This is a genomic window from Providencia sp. PROV200, from assembly GCF_049901995.1.
GTDB classification, from domain to species: Bacteria; Pseudomonadota; Gammaproteobacteria; order Enterobacterales; family Enterobacteriaceae; genus Providencia; species Providencia rettgeri_E.
Genome location: NZ_CP096307.1, coordinates 1,525,889 through 1,542,258, shown reverse-complemented (window position 1 = coordinate 1,542,258; position 16,370 = coordinate 1,525,889). Strand labels below are relative to the sequence as shown.

Genomic DNA, 16,370 nt, shown 5'->3' with positions numbered 1-16,370 from the left:
GAGAAATGAGAGTGATATCGACTTTTCACCTTAAAAATACACCTTTTACAATAAATTCATTCTGTATATGGGTGATTCTATAATAATGTATGTTAAAAATATGTTTCACATATTCATGTTAACATATCAATAACAATTGACACTCGAGCGCACGGCTTGGTGTTTTATATCATGCACAACCTCTCAAGAGAGTATTTATGGGAGTTCACAGATGAATAATTCTGCGACTAAAACAAAAACTTTTTTTGGGCATCCATACCCATTGAGTTCACTTTTCCTCACAGAAATGTGGGAACGTTTCTCTTTTTACGGAGTTAGGCCGTTACTTATCCTATTTATGAGTGCGGCATTATTACAAGGCGGGATGGAATTACCTATTGAGCAAGCTTCCGCTATTGTTGGTATTTTTGCGGGCGGGGTTTATATCACCTCATTACCCGGCGGTTGGTTAGCCGATAACTGGTTAGGCCAACGTCGCGCTGTTTGGTATGGCTCATTAATCATTGCTTTTGGGCATTTGTCTATCGCAATGTCTGCGTTTTTATCAAATACTTTCTTTTTCGTTGGATTATTACTCATCGTATTGGGTACAGGGCTATTTAAAACCTGTATTACCGTGATGGTAGGAACCCTGTATAAGAAAGAAGATACACGTCGTGATGGCGGTTTCTCTCTGTTCTATATGGGAATTAACATGGGGTCATTTATTGCCCCGTTAATTATTGGTCCGCTTCATGAAAAATATGGTTGGCATTTAGGTTTTGGCCTTGGTGGCTTAGGCATGTTAATTGCGCTGTTAATCTTCCGTTTTTACGCCATTCCTCAAATGCGTCGCTATGATAAAGAAGTTGGCCTTGATTCCACTTGGAACCGTCCAACAGTTGAGCGCAAAAACGTGGGGAAATGGGTGACCTTTGCCATGGTGTTATTAGCCATACTGGTTGTCTTGATTGATAATGGTACGATCCCATTTAATGCCTCAATAATCGCGAAAAGCTCTGCTTATGTTATCTCGACCTGTGTGGGCATCTATTTCTTATTTATGTTCTTCCTTGGTGGCTTAACCAGCAGTGAACGTTCTCGATTACTAGCTTGCTTAATTTTACTGGTTGCAGCCGCCTTTTTCTGGTCAGCCTTTGAGCAAAAGCCCACTTCATTTAATATCTTTGCTCGTGACTATACTGACCGTCAAATGGGTAGTTTTGAAATCCCAACCATTTGGTTCCAATCAATCAATGCGCTGTTCATTATATTGTTAGCGCCAGTATTTAGCTGGTTCTGGCCTTCGCTGGCTAAACGTAATATGAACCCGAGCAGTATGACCAAGTTCGTCATCGGTATTTTATTTGCTGCGGGTGGCTTTGCCATCATGATGGTTGCCGCAAATCAAGTATTGGCAACGCAAAGTGGCGTATCTCCGTTTTGGCTAGTGGGCAGTATTTTGCTACTGACATTAGGGGAGCTGTGCTTAAGCCCTATCGGGTTAGCAACAATGACCTTACTTGCGCCACAAAAAATGCGCGGCCAAGTGATGGGCTTATGGTTCTGTGCGAGCGCATTGGGTAACCTTGCAGCGGGCATCATGGGTGGGAACATCCGTAAAGACCAATTAGATTCCATGCCTGAGCTTTTCTCTCACGTCTCTATTGCGCTGGTTATCTGCGCTATTGTATTGGCAGCATTGATTATCCCTGTTAGAAAAATGCTTAAAAATGCAGATAAAAATGAAGCAAGTGCTTAATAACGGTCATTAATTGACCTCTATCCGGTAGCAGTTCACTCGCTACCGGACCTCCCCTGCATCATTATCCCCCTAATAATTTGCTTATTATATTTCATAGAATAGGCGCTATACTGCTCTCTCACCGTCCCATAATAACTTTAGGAAATCATTCAATGAGCCTATCCGCCCCTATTTACTATGTTGATGCCTTCACTGATACCCTTTTTCGCGGTAATCCTGCAGCGGTTGTATTACTCGATAACTGGCTACCAGATGAACAGCTCATTGCCATTGCCGCAGAAGTGAATTTATCAGAAACCGCATTTTTAGTCGGCCGTCATATCCGATGGTTCACCCCTAAAGTTGAAGTAAAACTGTGTGGTCATGCAACACTTGCCGCAGCCTTTGTGTTAAATCATGTGCGCCAACAAGATATTCATCCTTTAATATTTAACTCTCTATCTGGTGAGCTGGTTGTGACGCAAAATGGCCCAGGATTTACTCTTGATTTCCCAATACTAGGATCCGTACAAAGCGACCCAAACCAGTACCCGCAACTCGCCGACATCCTTGGCGTTAAAATCAAAGAGCTTTGGATAGCGAAAGACCGTTACCTGTGTTTTCTTGAAAGTGCACAGCACGTTCAAGACTGTCAGCCGGACATGTTAAAACTTTCGCAGCTTTCTCTGCCTGGATTAGCAATTACAGCAGAAAGTGCTAATGGCGATTGTGACTTTGTTTCTCGCTATTTTGCTCCTGCAAAAGGGGTAGATGAAGACCCTGTAACAGGTACCTCACATTGTGCTATCGCACCAATTTGGGCAGACCGGCTGAATAAATTGCAGTTAGTTGGCCAACAAATTTCATCACGCGGAGGGGTAGTTCAATGTGAGCTGGCCGGTGAACGAATAAAGTTAACAGGTAAAGCCGTCTTATTTCTAACAGGTGAAATCCACATTTAACCTTACGAATCAAATTAGTATAAAAAATCATTTTTTTCTCTGCCTCCTCCTCTATCTAAATACTACTAGCGCTATTATTTTTCTTGAAAATAGTGGCGCCTATTTTATATCCCCAAAAAAATATTTAACATTTCATTAAATATTTTAATTTCAAAGCAATTTGGTTTACAATTATAATTATTATTAAAGATATAATTACAATTATAAATATTTCTAATTGAAGCTTTGGTCAATTGTTAGAAACTCATTCGATATAAGGAACTTAATAAGATGGCTATTACTAGAAGAAAATTTTTGATTGGTGGTGGTGTTGTTGCCGTTGCCGCAGGGGCCGGAATTTTAACTCCAATGTTAACGCGTGAAGGCCGTTTCGTGCCTGGCAAACCGCGACATGGTTTTGTGGAAGGAACTGAAGGTTCTCTACCGCAACAAGCTGACGTCGTTGTTATTGGTGCTGGAATTTTGGGGATCATGACCGCAATTGAACTAGTTGGACGCGGTTTAGATGTTGTTATTGTTGAAAAAGGTAATATCGCAGGCGAACAATCATCCCGCTTCTACGGCCAAGTTATCACGTATAAAATGCCAGATGAAACTTTCTTACTACACCACTTAGGGAAACAGCGTTGGAGAGAGATGAACGCGAAAGTCGGTGCAGATACCAGCTATCGTACTCAAGGCCGCGTTGAAGTGCCATTCGATGAAGAAGATCTTGTCAATGTTAGAGAGTGGATTGATACTCGCAGTAAAAACGTCGGTTCAGATATTCCGTTCAAAACACGTATTATCGAAGGTGCTGAGCTCAATCAACGTTTGAATGGTGCACAATCTAAATGGACTATCGCTGGTTTTGAAGAAGACTCTGGTAGCTTAGATGCTGAAATTGCAACCTTTGTCATGGCTGATTACGCGAAAAAATTAGGTATAAAAATTTATACTAATTGTGCAGCTAGAGGCTTAGAAACCCAAGCAGGTGTCATTTCTGATGTCGTCACCGAGAAAGGGGCTATTAAGACTTCGCGTGTTGTTGTCGCTGGTGGCGTATGGTCAAGGCTGTTTATGCAAAACTTAGGTGTTGATGTCCCAACACTACCCGCTTATCAATCTCAACAACTGATCACTGGGTCACCGACTGCACCGGGGGGTAACGTTGCCTTACCTGGCAATATTTTCTTCCGTGAACAAGCTGACGGCACCTACGCAACATCTCCACGTGTAATTGTTGCCCCTGTTGTTAAAGATTCCTTCGTTTATGGTTATAAATACATTCCATTGCTGTCTATGCCTGATTTCCCTGTGCATATTTCATTAAATGAGCAGTTAATTAATTCATTTACTGAACCAACCAGCTGGAAATTGGACGAAATTTCACCATTCGAAAAACACCGAAATATGACGGCACTGCCTGATTTACCTGAGTTGAATGCATCATTTGAGAAACTAAAAACTGAATTCCCTGCATTTAAGGATTCTAAACTCATAGACCAATGGAGTGGTGCAATGGCCATCGCACCAGATGAGCATCCAATTATTTCTCAAGTTAATGAATATCCGGGTCTTGTCATTAATACCGCGACAGGTTGGGGAATGACTGAAAGCCCAGTTTCTTCTGAACTTACCGCTGACTTGTTACTGGGTAAAGAGCCATCATTGAATGTTAAACCATTTAGCCTGTACAGATTCAGCTAAATTGGCTTGAAATATTTACCCACAAAAACCCTTCATATTGAAGGGTTTTTTATTACTTATAGTGGCTTTATTTTTCATCATTCGAAACTTAAATCAAATTAAGTAGTTATGAGCAAATGACTATTGGCAATTGCTATTTCACTATTAAGTACTATGGTTTCCGCTGAAAAAGTTATACCGTAAAGCAATTAAAGGACATGATTGCTGGTAACAATGCAAAAACAATTCGCATAAGTGCCGAATATTTAGATAACTAACTCTGCTTTTATTGCTATTGCTGGGAAATAAAAGATTCATAGTCTAATTCTCAAGCTGTAATCTCCCTCCACTTGACTAAATACGGATATCTAAAAAACTTTTCCAACTGGAACGATTCACGTCACATTTATTGCTGAATTAATTTGAAAGGAGTATTACACTTAGCCTCTAACATTATTGCTTTTAACAATTACTAACATACTAAGTAACACTTGTAAGGTAGACCATGAGTTCCATCGCTGACGATGTCATCGCACAAAAAATAGAGCAATCCATTTCTCGCGTCTCTAAAGTCGTATTTCCAACGACAACTAACCATCATAGTACCCTGTTCGGTGGTACAGCCCTAGCTTGGATGGATGAGGTTTCATTTATTACCGCAACGCGTTTTAGCCGTAAGCGTTTAGTGACCGTATCAACTGAAAAAATTAATTTCACCCATCCAATCCCTTCAGGCACGATTGTTGAGTTGGTAGGTAAAGTCATTCGAGTCGGAAGAACCAGTTTAACGGTTAATGTATCCATTTTTTTAGAGGATATGTATTCTGATGGTCGTGAAGAAGTGATACATGGCCAATTTAATTTTGTCGCCATTGATGATAACGGTAAACCGACGCCATTATTTGAGTCATAAGCTTTTTTAAACCATCAACAGGTCGTTTTTTATCATCTTGTTAAGGTGTGTATTCGGTAAGTTCCAATTCACACCTATCTAATAGAATATGTGTCACGCCTTATTTTATTTACTTTCTTCACCTTAAATGTGTTTTATGTCGATAATTTATTAATATTAAATGCTTTTAAAAATAATCGTCTAAAACCCAACTTATCAATTAATATTTCATCCACTTATACTTTTGTCTGCTCATACGACTTTCAATCATTTTTTATTAATATCTTGTAACAACAGATACATAACATTACTAAAAGACATTAAACTTCATACTAAAATATATTGTATTTTTTATTATATATTGATATTTTTCAATTAAAATCGTAGAGTATGGGTAGTTACTAATTACCCTAAAAATGCGTAAAGACACATAGTATATCGCTTGTTTTATATTACGCATTTTGATGTGAATTTTCTTTATATAATATGCTTTACTTTGTTGACAATAAATCTCATTGAGACATCGTATTAATAACAGAAATAAATAACGCTAATATAAGATATCAAATCATGCTTAGAATTCTCTCATTTATTATTTTATGTGCCTTTTCAATTAACCTAAGTGTCGCTGCAGTTCCCAAAGAAGCTATCAAACGTATCGAGCAAGAGGCACAAAAAGGGGACATAAAAGCACAAGTCATGTTAGGGATTGGCTATTATCTTGGAAATGAGCTTAAACAGGACTATGGTAAAGCAAAAAAATGGCTAACAATGGCGTCGAATAAGGGCAACTCTGATGCTCAGTTGTTTTTAGGTGATATGTATTTAAATGGTAATGGTGTTGAAGCCAACCTTGAAACGGCCATGGACTTATTCGAAAAATCAGCGAATAAAGGCAATGTTGAAGCCCAAAACTATATGGGGCAATTTTACTATCAAGGTATTGGTGTAAAACAAAATTATATTATTGCGTTTGAATGGTTCAAAAAATCAGCCGATAAAAAATTCCCACCAGCACAATACCAAGTCGGTAAGATGCTAGAAAGTGGTGAAGGCGTTGAAATAAATGAGAAATCAGCGGCCGAATATTTAGCTCAAGCCTGCAAAGCTGGCTTAAAAGAAGCTTGCGTGAAAAAATAAACCTATCCTAATATTCCCTGCATTTTGCCTGATATTATTCATTGTAATGGCATCAGGCCTCTCTCTTTTTTTGATGAAAAATCTTATTACGGCTACTTGCTCACACCCTTTGAGCAATAAATCCATTACTATTAATAATCAAATTCACAATGTATGATATTGTTCTAAACTTATAATATAAAAGAAAAAGGGAGATATTATGTACAAGACAATTTTAGTTCCTATCGATGTAACCGAAGATGCTCTCACTAACTTATTAGTGCCTCATGTTAATTCGCTACAAAAATTGAATGATGCAACAGTACACTTTCTTGCTGTAACCGCACCAATTTCAAATTATTTACGCTACGGTGGCACTATCCTACCAGGGGACTTCCCTGATGACGAAAAACAAGCTGAAATTATTCTTGCCGAGTTAAAAGAAAAAATTAAATTATTTGATATCCCTGCAGATAAGATCAAGGCAAAAGCAACCGTCGGTTCAGTTAGAGACGAAATTCTCGCGACAGCAGAAGATATTAACGCTGATATTATTTTACTCGGTTCACGCCGCCCAAGTATGTCAACCTATTTACTTGGTTCGAATGCCGCTTCAGTAGTTCGCTATGCGAAAACTAGCGTATTAGTGGTTAGATAATCAGGATTAAAGCGACATTTTCAGCTAAACCAACGTATTTTACAAATAAAAGGTTTAGTCTTAATGATTGTTACAAAAAACAGCAAAGACATACACTTTATAAGGCTATTTGCCCGCTGATTTAGGGTAAATTAAAGGCTCATAAACATTTTCGTGATTTTCACGCCCTGTTTTTTAGCAGGGTTTTTTTATGCAACAAAACGGGTTCAATGGCTTAATCTAAAACGCTTAAAAGGAATACCGTCAAAATCAACAATAGCCTCTTCAATAAAACCATAACGCAAAATCGCTGATATTCTCTTACGCGTTAGCGGTAAGTGAATTGTAACGGACTCAACCTTCAGTGATGTAAAAGCTTTATGAATGATATTATCAACAATGTATTTTCCCTTTCCCCAAAACTTGGGATGTAAAACTAACGCTAAATCCGCGTCACCCGCTTCATTTTGTAACCCTCCCCAGCCTGCAAACTGACCATCAATCATAATGGCCCATACGCCATAGCCATGTTGCTCCCAATGCTGCTCTTTTCCTGCAACCCACTCATGACAGGCTTGCTCATCAAAAAGACAGCTACCTAATGGCATATGTTCAAGCACAGCTGGATGCGTATTTAATGCGATAAGATCTGCGATAGCAATTTGCTTTAGTTGAAGAAATTGAATAGGCATAGTGACTAATTTGTCCACATAAGATGTTAATAAACCAAATATATAATGTGGCTATCTTCCCAAAAAATGGTGCCCCACTCAAGTGAGTAGGGCATCAATATAGCGTGATTACTGTTCTAAGGCTGTCGCCATGACTTTCTGGAAATCTTCCCAAGAACAATAGCCACTTTTATCTATTGGGCACCCTTTTAGTTCTAATGTGACATGCTTAGGAGGTGTTTGTAATGATAAATACGCGTTATCCCTAAGCTGATCAGAGGTTTGGTAAACATATTCTACTTTCATGAAATCTTTATTAGCTTGCTTATCCGTCCAGCGTTGGAATACTAATTTCCCCCCAATCGGGGTATGCTCATACTGCTCTGGTAATTGATATGGCTTAAAATCCATTGCTGACATCAATGACGCAATATTCGAATCATGGCCGACTAAGAATATAAATTTTGCAGTTTCTCCTTTATCGACAGAAACAAAGCCTTTATCAATATAATTCAGTATTGGATGAGCCACATTCTTAGCAATAATTTTTGGTGTAAACAACGTTTCTTGGTAAGCATTTTTTAACGTATTCAGTTTTTTCCATTTTTCAGGGGTATTCACCAGTCCCCAAGCCACATCATTAGCCGGAAAACCTTCATAATATTGCAGATCAATAGCGTCTACAGCTGAATTTGCAATTTTTAATGGGCCACTGACGCCCGGTTCTTTTTCTGCTTCAATAATAAAACTATTTTTTTGGCTGTTTAAATTACACAGTTTATCTGTTTTACATTTTTGGGAGTCTTTAATATTCAGAACCGCATCCAATTCATCATAACCCGCTGTAAGCGATAACCCGTTAAAATATTGCTCCATCTCCGCGAGTGCCTTTTGCTTAAATTCAGGGGAGTCATTCGTAATAATGGGGTTAAAAACAGGATCCATTTTGCCAATTTCAGGCTGATGATGAATACTCACCTTGCACCCAGGAAATGCACCTGCTGCAAAAAATTGGGCGGTTGCTATCGTTCTTTGTAGACTATTCGTATAAAGGTACACATCTTCATTACTCGTTGGGCACAGTTCATCTGCAAGTAATTTATTTTGATCGATCCATTCTCTAAAATAATGCCCCATATAGACTTCAAGTGCGCCGCCTTTCGTTGTGAGATAGCCACTTTGTGCATCCCAAGCTGGCCATTTTTTATCAGTCACTTCAGTAAGAATACCGGTATTTACGATAGGAGTACGTAAATTATGGCGGCTAAGGACTAAAACTTGGTCCAAAATCATATCTGATCCGCTGCCTGTATTCGCGAATACAGGTGCAATTGGTGTTAATAGTGCCGTAGATAAACAAAGAGTTAATAATTTATATTTCATTAAGATACCCCTACGATTAAATTAACAAAGAAAAGTACTTTTATCGCTATATTCAATAATTGGCGAAAAAATTACGCCGTAGCTAGTCTAATAATGAAGTAGTTAGCTTTTTTTTCTGCGATAAATATCTCAAAAACAACCTTAACGTAAATTTAAAATAAGCGATTGACATAAAAAAAACAAAAGCTAGGATTTCCAGTTAATACATGGAGATAATATAATGATAGTCCAAAGTGCTACACGTGCACACGATGATGATATTATTCGTGTTTGGGAGTCTTCAGTTAGAGCAACCCACCATTTTTTAACTGAAGAAAAAATTGCAGAGCTGAAAGTTGCTATCAAACAGCTTTATTTACCACATTTAGCTGTTTTTGTCGCATTCGATAACACAGGAAACATGACCGGTTTTCTAGGCTGTGATAAACACCGCCTCGAAATGTTGTTTATTTCTCAAGAAAATAGAGGCCAAGGTACTGGGAAAAAACTCCTTCAATATGCCATTGACATGTTAGGCATTACTGAACTGGACGTTAATGAACAAAACCCTCAAGCCATCGGCTTCTATCAGCACATGGGTTTTACACAATACGCACGTTCTGAACTCGATGGTGAAGGTAATCCGTTCCCTATTCTCCACATGCGCCTTAATAAACAATAACTATGAAAATCATTAAATTAGAAACAGAACGTTTACGACTACGTGGGTGGCAAGAAGAAGATAAACAGCCACTTTACCAAATGAATAGCCACCCCGATGTCATGCGCTACTTTCCTTCAGTGCTAAACGAACAGCAAAATGCACAGTTTATGGAAACCATCATAGATAAATTCGCTCAACAAGGGGGATGGGGACTATGGGCTGTAGAATTAAAATCCAACCAACAATTCATTGGGTTTATCGGTTTGAATATTCCCGCCGCTAATTTACCTTTTTCCCCTTGTGTCGAATTAAGTTGGCGCTTGTTGCCGGAATATTGGCATCAAGGCTATGCGACGGAAGGAGCCCATGCAGCAATTAAGTTTGCATTTGACCAACTAAAACTAGAAGAGATCGTTGCGTTCACCGCGGTGGTCAATTCACCATCAGAGTCTGTTATGAAAAGACTTGGAATGATAAAACTCCCCAATAACTTTTATCACCCAGCACTCCCTGATGGCCACTGGTTGCAAGAACACGTGCTATATCGATTAACGGCTGACAACCGTTAGTTTGCCACAATGAAATTGCTCACAATTCAAGCTTATTTCCCCCAATAAAAAAACCGCTGCCATGCTTAGTCACACAACAGCGGTTTCGTTAACCTAAAAATAAATTATTTTTTACTTTCAGCTTCGGCTTTGGCTTCTTTCGCTTCAACATCACGGTACCAACGAGGGTGATGTTTTCTCGCCCAACGGCGACTAACTTTCCCTTCGATCATTCCGTTAATTGAGCCTTTAACCCAAAATGCCATGTACATATGAATTAAAATGGCATGGATCAAGACAATCGCAGCAACAGCATGGATCAACAGCCCCCAACGCACCATCCACATTGGGAATAAATGCGCAAAATAAGGGCGCCAAATAATAATCCCCGTGACCAAGAGCACAAAAATTAGGCTCATGATACTCCAGAACATCATTTTTTGACCGGCGTTATATTTACCGACATCTGCCACTTCATGTTCATTACCTTTGAGTACTTCAACAATATTTTTAATCCAAGGTAAGTCTTTCTTATCTGGAATATTGTGTTTTACAAAGCGCACAAACATAAACATCAGCACGACGAAAATCAACACACCAAAGAAAGGATGTAAAATCCGTCCCATTTGTGGCGTACCAAAGGTTTCCGTCAACCATTTCAATGTTGGGAAAAATAACGCGATCCCCGACAAAGCAACCAAGAAGAAGCTGATGACAACTGTCCAGTGACATGCGCGGTCAATAAACTTAGTCCGCACAATCATTTTGCTTTTCTTACTCATGGTCATCTTTCTCCTCTTCATCACTCACTTCTTTGTTTGGACCAATTCCCACATAGTGGAAAATCAACCCTGCAAAGGTCGCGATAAATCCAACGACAGAAAGTGGTTTCAAGATGCCCTGCCACAGATTGATTGGTGTATCAATTTGTGGGTCTTTAGGCAGGCCATGATACAGTTCAGGTTTGTCAGCATGGTGAAGCACATAAACAACATGCGTACCACCCACACCTTCAGGATCATAAATTCCCGCTTGCGCATAACCCCGATTTTGTAATTTTGTTACGCGCTCTGCACCGTATTCCAACATCTCTTTTTTCGTACCAAAACGGATAGCGCCCGTTGGACAGGTTTTCACACAAGCCGGCTCTTGACCAACACTCACCCTATCAACACACAAGGTACACTTGTACACTCGATTATCTTTCGGGTTTAATCGAGGAATGTTGAATGGACAACCTGCGATACAATAGCCACAACCAATACAGTGCTCTGATTGGAAATCCACAATACCATTTGCGTACTGAATGATTGCTCCTGCTGATGGGCAAGATTTCAAGCACCCAGGATCGGTACAGTGCATACAGCCATCTTTACGGATCAGCCATTCTAGCTTGCCCATTTCAGTTGTTTCGCTAAAACGCATCACCGTCCACGATTTTGCACTTAAATCCGTAGGGTTATCATAAACCCCAACGCAGTGGCCAACTTCGTCACGGATATCATTCCACTCAGAACATGCCACCTGACAAGCTTTACAGCCGATACAGGATGACACATCGATGAGCTTACAGACTTCAAGTTTATCATCACGCACTTGTGGCGGAGGCGTAATACTATTGGTCGCGGAACGTTTAATAATGTCTTGAGATTGCATGGACATGTTCCCTCCCTTACGCCTTCTCAATGTTAACTAAGAATGCCTTATACTCAGGTGTCTGAGAGTTAGCATCGCCGACAGACGGCGTTAACGTATTGGTGATAAACCCTTTTTGAGTCGCGCCTTCAAAGGCCCAGTGAATCGGTAGTCCAACAGTTTCAATTGGTTTCCCATCCACCATCAGCGTTTGTAATCGAGGAGTGACAACCGCAACTGCTTTGATAAACCCTCGTTTACTGCTGACTTTGACCTTATCGCCTAACGCAATTCCTTTGGCTTTCGCTAGTGTTTCGCTGATTTCAACAAATTGCTCTGGTTGAGCAATCGCGTTCAAGCGAGCATGCTTCGTCCATGTGTGGAAATGCTCTGTTAAGCGGTACGTGGTTCCTACATAAGGGAAATCTTTGTGGTCGCCAAGACGTTTCTTGTCTTCATCAAAAATTCGCGCCGCTGGGTTAGAAACCACATTCGGGTGCAACGGGTTAGTGCCAAGTGGCGTTTCAAATGGCTCATAATGCTCAGGGAATGGCCCTTCAGCCATCTTATCGATAGCAAATAAACGACCTAAACCTTCTGGCTGCATGATGAATGGCCCTGTTCCTACTTCAGGAGCAGACGCATTAAAGTCAGGAATATCATTACCGACCCATTTTTTACCATTCCACTCGATAAGCACGCGGTCTTTATTCCACGGTTTACCTTGGGTATCACAAGACGCACGGTTATAAATCACACGGCGGTTCAGAGGCCATGCCCATGCCCAGCCCAATGTGTTACCGATACCGGATGGGTCGCTATTATCACGATTTGCCATCTGGTTGCCTTTCTCAGTCCAGCTACCGGTATAAATCCAGCAAGAAGAGGCGGTTGAACCATCGGCACGCAATAAAGCAAATGAGCTGAGTAATTCACCTTTTTTCGCTTGTAAGTTACCGTCGGCATCATAGAGATCAACCAGTGCAACACCATTGTTTTCTTTCGCCACTTCTTCTGATTCAGGATGGAATTGTTGTTTATAATTCCATTTCATTTGCATCAGAGGATCTTGACCTTGACCACCTTCTTTCTCATACAATTCACGGATCTTATACAGAATCCCGGTCAAGATTTGGCCATCATTACGTGCTTCGCCTGGGGCATCCGCGGCTTGCCAGTGCCATTGTAACCAACGACCTGAGTTTGCTATCGAGCCATCTTCTTCCGCAAAACAGGTCGATGGTAAACGGAACACTTCGGTTTGAATCGAAGCCGTATCAACGTCATTCATCTCACCGTGATTTTGCCAGAAATTAGCCGTTTCAGTGACTAATGGGTCTACAACAATCAGGTATTTCAGTTTACTGAGGCAGCTAACCACTTTATTCTTATCAGGGAATGAAGCCACTGGGTTAAACCCTTGACAGATATAGCCAGTCACTTGGTTTTTGCTCATCATGTCAAAATACTTCATCACATCATAAGCTTGGTCCCATTTAGGTAACCAGTCATAACCCCATTGGTTTTCTGCTTGCGCTGAATCACCATAAAAAGACTTCATCAAACTCACGAAGAATTTAGGGTAATTACTCCAGAAATTCACCTGATTCGGCAATGTCGCTTTTGGTGTATTCGCAGTCAAGTAACTATCAATGTCTTGATGCTTTTCAGAAGGCAGCGTCAAGTAACCCGGTAAACTGGTTGATAGTAACCCTAAATCGGTTAAGCCTTGGATGTTCGAGTGCCCGCGCAATGCGTTCACACCGCCACCTGCAACCCCCATGTTACCAAGCAGTAACTGGATCATGGCCATAGTGCGAATATTTTGTGCGCCAACAGTATGTTGTGTCCAACCTAATGCATACAGGAAAGTCCCAGCTTTATCTGCCGCACTTGTTGTGGCTAAAATTTCACAAACTTTCAAGAAATCGGCTTTTGGCGTTCCACAAATTTGCTCAACGATATCAGGCGTATAGCGTGATACGTGTTTGTGAAGCAAATTCCACACACAACGCGGGTCTTGTAATGTGTCATCACGTAATGCGTGACCATTTTCATCGAACTTATAGTTCCAGCTGGTTTTGTCGTAACTACGCTTATCAGCGTCATAACCACTGAATAAGCCATCGTTAAAGTCAAAATCATCTCTAACAATCAACGAGGCATTGGTATAGTTCTGAACATATTCCGCATTGATTTTTTGGTTTTCAATCAGATACAGTAAAACACCCGATAAGAAGGTAATATCGGTTCCTGAACGGATCGGTACATAATGGTCAGCAACTGATGCAGTACGCGTAAAACGCGGGTCTATGACAATCAGTGTGGCATCATTGTTATTTTTCGCTTCAATTGCCCAGCGGAACCCAACAGGGTGTGCTTCCGCAGCATTACCGCCCATAACGACGACAACATCGGCATTTTTGATATCAACCCAGTGGTTGGTCATCGCACCGCGACCAAATGTTGGAGCAAGACTTGCTACCGTTGGTCCGTGTCAGACACGCGCTTGGTTATCAACCGCTAGCATTCCTAGCGATCTGGCGAATTTTTGCGTCAACATTCCCGTTTCATTACTGGCAGCTGATGCACAAAGCATCCCTGTTGATAACCAACGGTTTACAGTTGTTCCTTCCGCATTCTTTTCAACGAAATTCGCATCACGGTCATCTTTCATTAAGCGTGCAATGCGTGTGAAAGCATCATTCCAACTAATGCGTTCCCATTTATCAGAGCCTGGCGCTCTATATTCTGGATAACGTAAACGATTTTCGCTTTGGATATAGTCGAGTAGGCCGGCCCCTTTAGGGCATAAAGCACCACGGTTTACCGGGTGGTCTGAGTCACCTTCGACATGGAATATCGCGGATTTAGCATTCATGGCGCCATCGCCCATGCTATATATTAGTAATCCACAACCGACAGAACAGTAAGTACAAGTATTACGCGTCTCTTTAGAGCGAAGTAATTTATATTCACGTACATTAGCTATTGCCATTCCAGGCATAAAACCTAACGCAGCTACAGTTGTACCTGCCATCCCGCCAGCGCAGATTTTAAAAAACTTTCTGCGACTAACGTTCATTGCTACCTCTTTATATTTTTTGTATAAATCGATGAGAGAATAGCAGCCTAATATGATTAGATATTGCCTAAAATCAATGAAAGTGAAAATAAAAGTTTAATTAATATTAACTGAGTAGTTAAACATCAATTAAAATTACTACCAATAGAGTATTTATTGTTAAATTGACTTGGATCAAATGTTACATTTGAAAACATTTTAGTTAAATTACATTTTAATTAACATTTTTCAAAAAAACAAATCTCAAATTTAATTTGAAATACAAATATGGATTTATCCTTTGTTTAATAAAATTAATATAACGGAATAATATTAAAGTCACCTTAAAATAAATAATCCATTCTTTAAGGTGACAATATAACGTTTCTTCTATTTCCAACCGTTAATAATGATCCCTGCCCCTAGAAGTACAACAAGTGCACCAACCCAGTCAGTCACGGTAAGAGAGACACCATCAACCACTTTCAGCCAAATTAATGCAGTGACAATATATATCCCGCCATAAGTTGCATAAATTCGTCCGCTCGCTTCTGGGTGTAATGTCAGCAACCAAACAAACAGCATTAAACTTAAGGCTGCAGGAATTAATAACCAAGACCCACCTTGTTTTTTCATCCAAAGATAAGGAAAGTAACAACCTGCGATTTCAGCCAACGCTGTGATAAAAAACAAACCAATAATTTTTATCGACATAAAAAACCACTCAAGATAAAGCCCATAAATTTCACCTTTAAATTGGAAAATCGCGATTTAATAGCCGCTATGCTTGGTGTGTCTGTCAGGCAACTAAACCGCACATTAATAAAACTAGTTGAAGGTAAGCTTATTGAGCTTAAAGGTAAAAAAATTAAAATTATTAACCTAGAAAAGATTAACTGACTGAAAGTGAATTACAAAAGGCTGCCATAACAGCCTTTCAACAATTTTGACTACTTCTTAGTTGCCAAAATAACACTAGAAGCTTTAATAATGGCTGTCACTTTACTTTTAACATTTAATCCCAACTCTACGGTACTATTATTTGTTACCACTGCAGATAATAAAGTTCCTGCGTTGGTTTTTAAATTTACCACAGAATTAACGCTACCTTTTTCAATGGACTCAATCACGCCATCAAATTGATTACGAGCTGAGAAATTATACTCTTCAGCATTAGAAACAAGTACAACCCAAGGTGCTTTTATTACTGCCGTTGCCAGTTTACCTTTTTCTAAACCCAGTTGTTGGGTACTGTTTTTAGTAATCACTGCCGCAATACTTTCACCATTACCTAAATCGAGTATAATTTCATCATTTACTGAGCCCATGACAATAGACTCAACAACACCTGAAAGTTGGTTTCTTGCAGAAATAGCCATTAAACATCTCCTATACCTAATAGAATACGACTTCAATAAGATTATT

The 16,370-nt window shown here is 39.9% G+C and carries 16 protein-coding genes; 9 read left to right on the top strand and 7 right to left on the bottom strand.

Annotated elements, in window-relative coordinates:
* Positions 1-211: 211 nt before the first annotated feature.
* The 6 genes from M1E86_RS06975 to M1E86_RS06950 all read left to right on the top strand — a co-directional run bounded on the left by M1E86_RS06975 (position 212) and on the right by M1E86_RS06950 (position 7,022).
* Positions 212-1,741 (top strand): peptide MFS transporter, encoded by a 1,530-nt coding sequence (locus M1E86_RS06975; protein ID WP_213914106.1) that lies wholly within the window; start codon positions 212-214, stop codon positions 1,739-1,741.
* A gap of 155 nt (positions 1,742-1,896) precedes the next feature.
* A complete protein-coding gene (locus M1E86_RS06970) occupies positions 1,897-2,685 on the top strand; it encodes a PhzF family phenazine biosynthesis protein (RefSeq protein WP_213914107.1) in 789 nt (262 codons plus the stop codon).
* A gap of 270 nt (positions 2,686-2,955) precedes the next feature.
* On the top strand, positions 2,956-4,374 hold the full coding sequence (locus tag M1E86_RS06965) for an NAD(P)/FAD-dependent oxidoreductase (protein ID WP_125890763.1): 1,419 nt from the start codon (positions 2,956-2,958) through the stop codon (positions 4,372-4,374).
* A 484-nt stretch (positions 4,375-4,858) separates the two neighbouring features.
* Complete coding sequence (locus M1E86_RS06960; protein WP_004255881.1) at positions 4,859-5,266, top strand: acyl-CoA thioesterase; 408 nt, start codon at positions 4,859-4,861, stop codon at positions 5,264-5,266.
* Positions 5,267-5,815: 549 nt separating this feature from the next.
* Positions 5,816-6,385 carry a tetratricopeptide repeat protein gene (locus M1E86_RS06955; RefSeq protein ID WP_125890762.1) on the top strand — a complete coding sequence of 190 codons (570 nt, stop codon included), beginning with the start codon at positions 5,816-5,818 and terminating at the stop codon, positions 6,383-6,385.
* Between the two features lie 199 nt (positions 6,386-6,584).
* Entirely contained in the window at positions 6,585-7,022 is a 438-nt protein-coding gene (locus M1E86_RS06950) for a universal stress protein (protein WP_125890761.1), read from the top strand.
* A gap of 206 nt (positions 7,023-7,228) precedes the next feature.
* Here the strand turns inward: M1E86_RS06950 and M1E86_RS06945 are convergent, their stop codons facing one another.
* Positions 7,229-7,693 (bottom strand): GNAT family N-acetyltransferase, encoded by a 465-nt coding sequence (locus M1E86_RS06945; protein ID WP_125890760.1) that lies wholly within the window; start codon positions 7,691-7,693, stop codon positions 7,229-7,231.
* Positions 7,694-7,801: 108 nt separating this feature from the next.
* On the bottom strand, positions 7,802-9,055 hold the full coding sequence (gene agp, locus M1E86_RS06940) for a bifunctional glucose-1-phosphatase/inositol phosphatase (RefSeq protein WP_125890759.1): 1,254 nt from the start codon (positions 9,053-9,055) through the stop codon (positions 7,802-7,804).
* Between the two features lie 220 nt (positions 9,056-9,275).
* Between agp and M1E86_RS06935 the strand changes: the two genes are divergently transcribed.
* Complete coding sequence (locus M1E86_RS06935) at positions 9,276-9,716, top strand: GNAT family N-acetyltransferase (protein ID WP_213914108.1); 441 nt, start codon at positions 9,276-9,278, stop codon at positions 9,714-9,716.
* Between the two features lie 2 nt (positions 9,717-9,718).
* Positions 9,719-10,267: a GNAT family N-acetyltransferase gene (locus M1E86_RS06930; RefSeq protein ID WP_213914109.1), complete on the top strand. Its 549-nt coding sequence runs from the start codon at positions 9,719-9,721 to the stop codon at positions 10,265-10,267.
* Between the two features lie 104 nt (positions 10,268-10,371).
* Here the strand turns inward: M1E86_RS06930 and fdnI are convergent, their stop codons facing one another.
* The 4 genes from fdnI to M1E86_RS06910 all read right to left on the bottom strand — a co-directional run bounded on the left by fdnI (position 10,372) and on the right by M1E86_RS06910 (position 15,659).
* Entirely contained in the window at positions 10,372-11,028 is a 657-nt protein-coding gene (gene fdnI / locus M1E86_RS06925; protein ID WP_125890756.1) for a formate dehydrogenase-N subunit gamma, read from the bottom strand.
* Positions 11,021-11,908 carry a formate dehydrogenase subunit beta gene (gene fdxH / locus M1E86_RS06920; protein ID WP_213914110.1) on the bottom strand — a complete coding sequence of 296 codons (888 nt, stop codon included), beginning with the start codon at positions 11,906-11,908 and terminating at the stop codon, positions 11,021-11,023. Before fdxH ends, fdnI begins: the two co-directional genes overlap by 8 nt.
* A gap of 10 nt (positions 11,909-11,918) precedes the next feature.
* A complete protein-coding gene (gene fdnG, locus M1E86_RS06915) occupies positions 11,919-14,966 on the bottom strand; it encodes a formate dehydrogenase-N subunit alpha (protein ID WP_426099320.1) in 3,048 nt (1,015 codons plus the stop codon).
* Positions 14,967-15,335: 369 nt separating this feature from the next.
* Positions 15,336-15,659, bottom strand: coding sequence for a YnfA family protein (locus tag M1E86_RS06910; RefSeq protein WP_213914112.1), 324 nt, complete (start codon positions 15,657-15,659; stop codon positions 15,336-15,338).
* On the opposite strand from M1E86_RS06910, the gene M1E86_RS06905 reads away from it, so the two are divergent.
* Positions 15,570-15,845, top strand: coding sequence for a helix-turn-helix domain-containing protein (locus M1E86_RS06905; RefSeq protein WP_426099319.1), 276 nt, complete (start codon positions 15,570-15,572; stop codon positions 15,843-15,845). The two genes, M1E86_RS06910 and M1E86_RS06905, sit on opposite strands and share 90 nt — an antisense overlap.
* A gap of 50 nt (positions 15,846-15,895) precedes the next feature.
* Here M1E86_RS06905 and M1E86_RS06900 read toward each other — a convergent pair whose 3' ends face one another.
* Positions 15,896-16,324, bottom strand: a complete 429-nt coding sequence (locus M1E86_RS06900) for a TOBE domain-containing protein (RefSeq protein ID WP_213914114.1) — start codon at positions 16,322-16,324, stop codon at positions 15,896-15,898.
* Between the last annotated feature and the right edge of the window lie 46 nt (positions 16,325-16,370).

Coding starts and splice junctions, on each gene's coding strand:
- M1E86_RS06930 (WP_213914109.1), top strand. CDS start 9,719: ATGAAAATCATTAAATTAGAAACAGAACGTTTACGACTACGTGGGTGG.
- M1E86_RS06975 (WP_213914106.1), top strand. CDS start 212: ATGAATAATTCTGCGACTAAAACAAAAACTTTTTTTGGGCATCCATAC.
- M1E86_RS06945 (WP_125890760.1), bottom strand. CDS start 7,693: ATGCCTATTCAATTTCTTCAACTAAAGCAAATTGCTATCGCAGATCTT.
- fdxH (WP_213914110.1), bottom strand. CDS start 11,908: ATGTCCATGCAATCTCAAGACATTATTAAACGTTCCGCGACCAATAGT.
- fdnI (WP_125890756.1), bottom strand. CDS start 11,028: ATGAGTAAGAAAAGCAAAATGATTGTGCGGACTAAGTTTATTGACCGC.
- M1E86_RS06955 (WP_125890762.1), top strand. CDS start 5,816: ATGCTTAGAATTCTCTCATTTATTATTTTATGTGCCTTTTCAATTAAC.
- M1E86_RS06960 (WP_004255881.1), top strand. CDS start 4,859: ATGAGTTCCATCGCTGACGATGTCATCGCACAAAAAATAGAGCAATCC.
- agp (WP_125890759.1), bottom strand. CDS start 9,055: ATGAAATATAAATTATTAACTCTTTGTTTATCTACGGCACTATTAACA.
- M1E86_RS06900 (WP_213914114.1), bottom strand. CDS start 16,324: ATGGCTATTTCTGCAAGAAACCAACTTTCAGGTGTTGTTGAGTCTATT.
- M1E86_RS06950 (WP_125890761.1), top strand. CDS start 6,585: ATGTACAAGACAATTTTAGTTCCTATCGATGTAACCGAAGATGCTCTC.
- M1E86_RS06965 (WP_125890763.1), top strand. CDS start 2,956: ATGGCTATTACTAGAAGAAAATTTTTGATTGGTGGTGGTGTTGTTGCC.
- M1E86_RS06910 (WP_213914112.1), bottom strand. CDS start 15,659: ATGTCGATAAAAATTATTGGTTTGTTTTTTATCACAGCGTTGGCTGAA.
- M1E86_RS06970 (WP_213914107.1), top strand. CDS start 1,897: ATGAGCCTATCCGCCCCTATTTACTATGTTGATGCCTTCACTGATACC.
- M1E86_RS06935 (WP_213914108.1), top strand. CDS start 9,276: ATGATAGTCCAAAGTGCTACACGTGCACACGATGATGATATTATTCGT.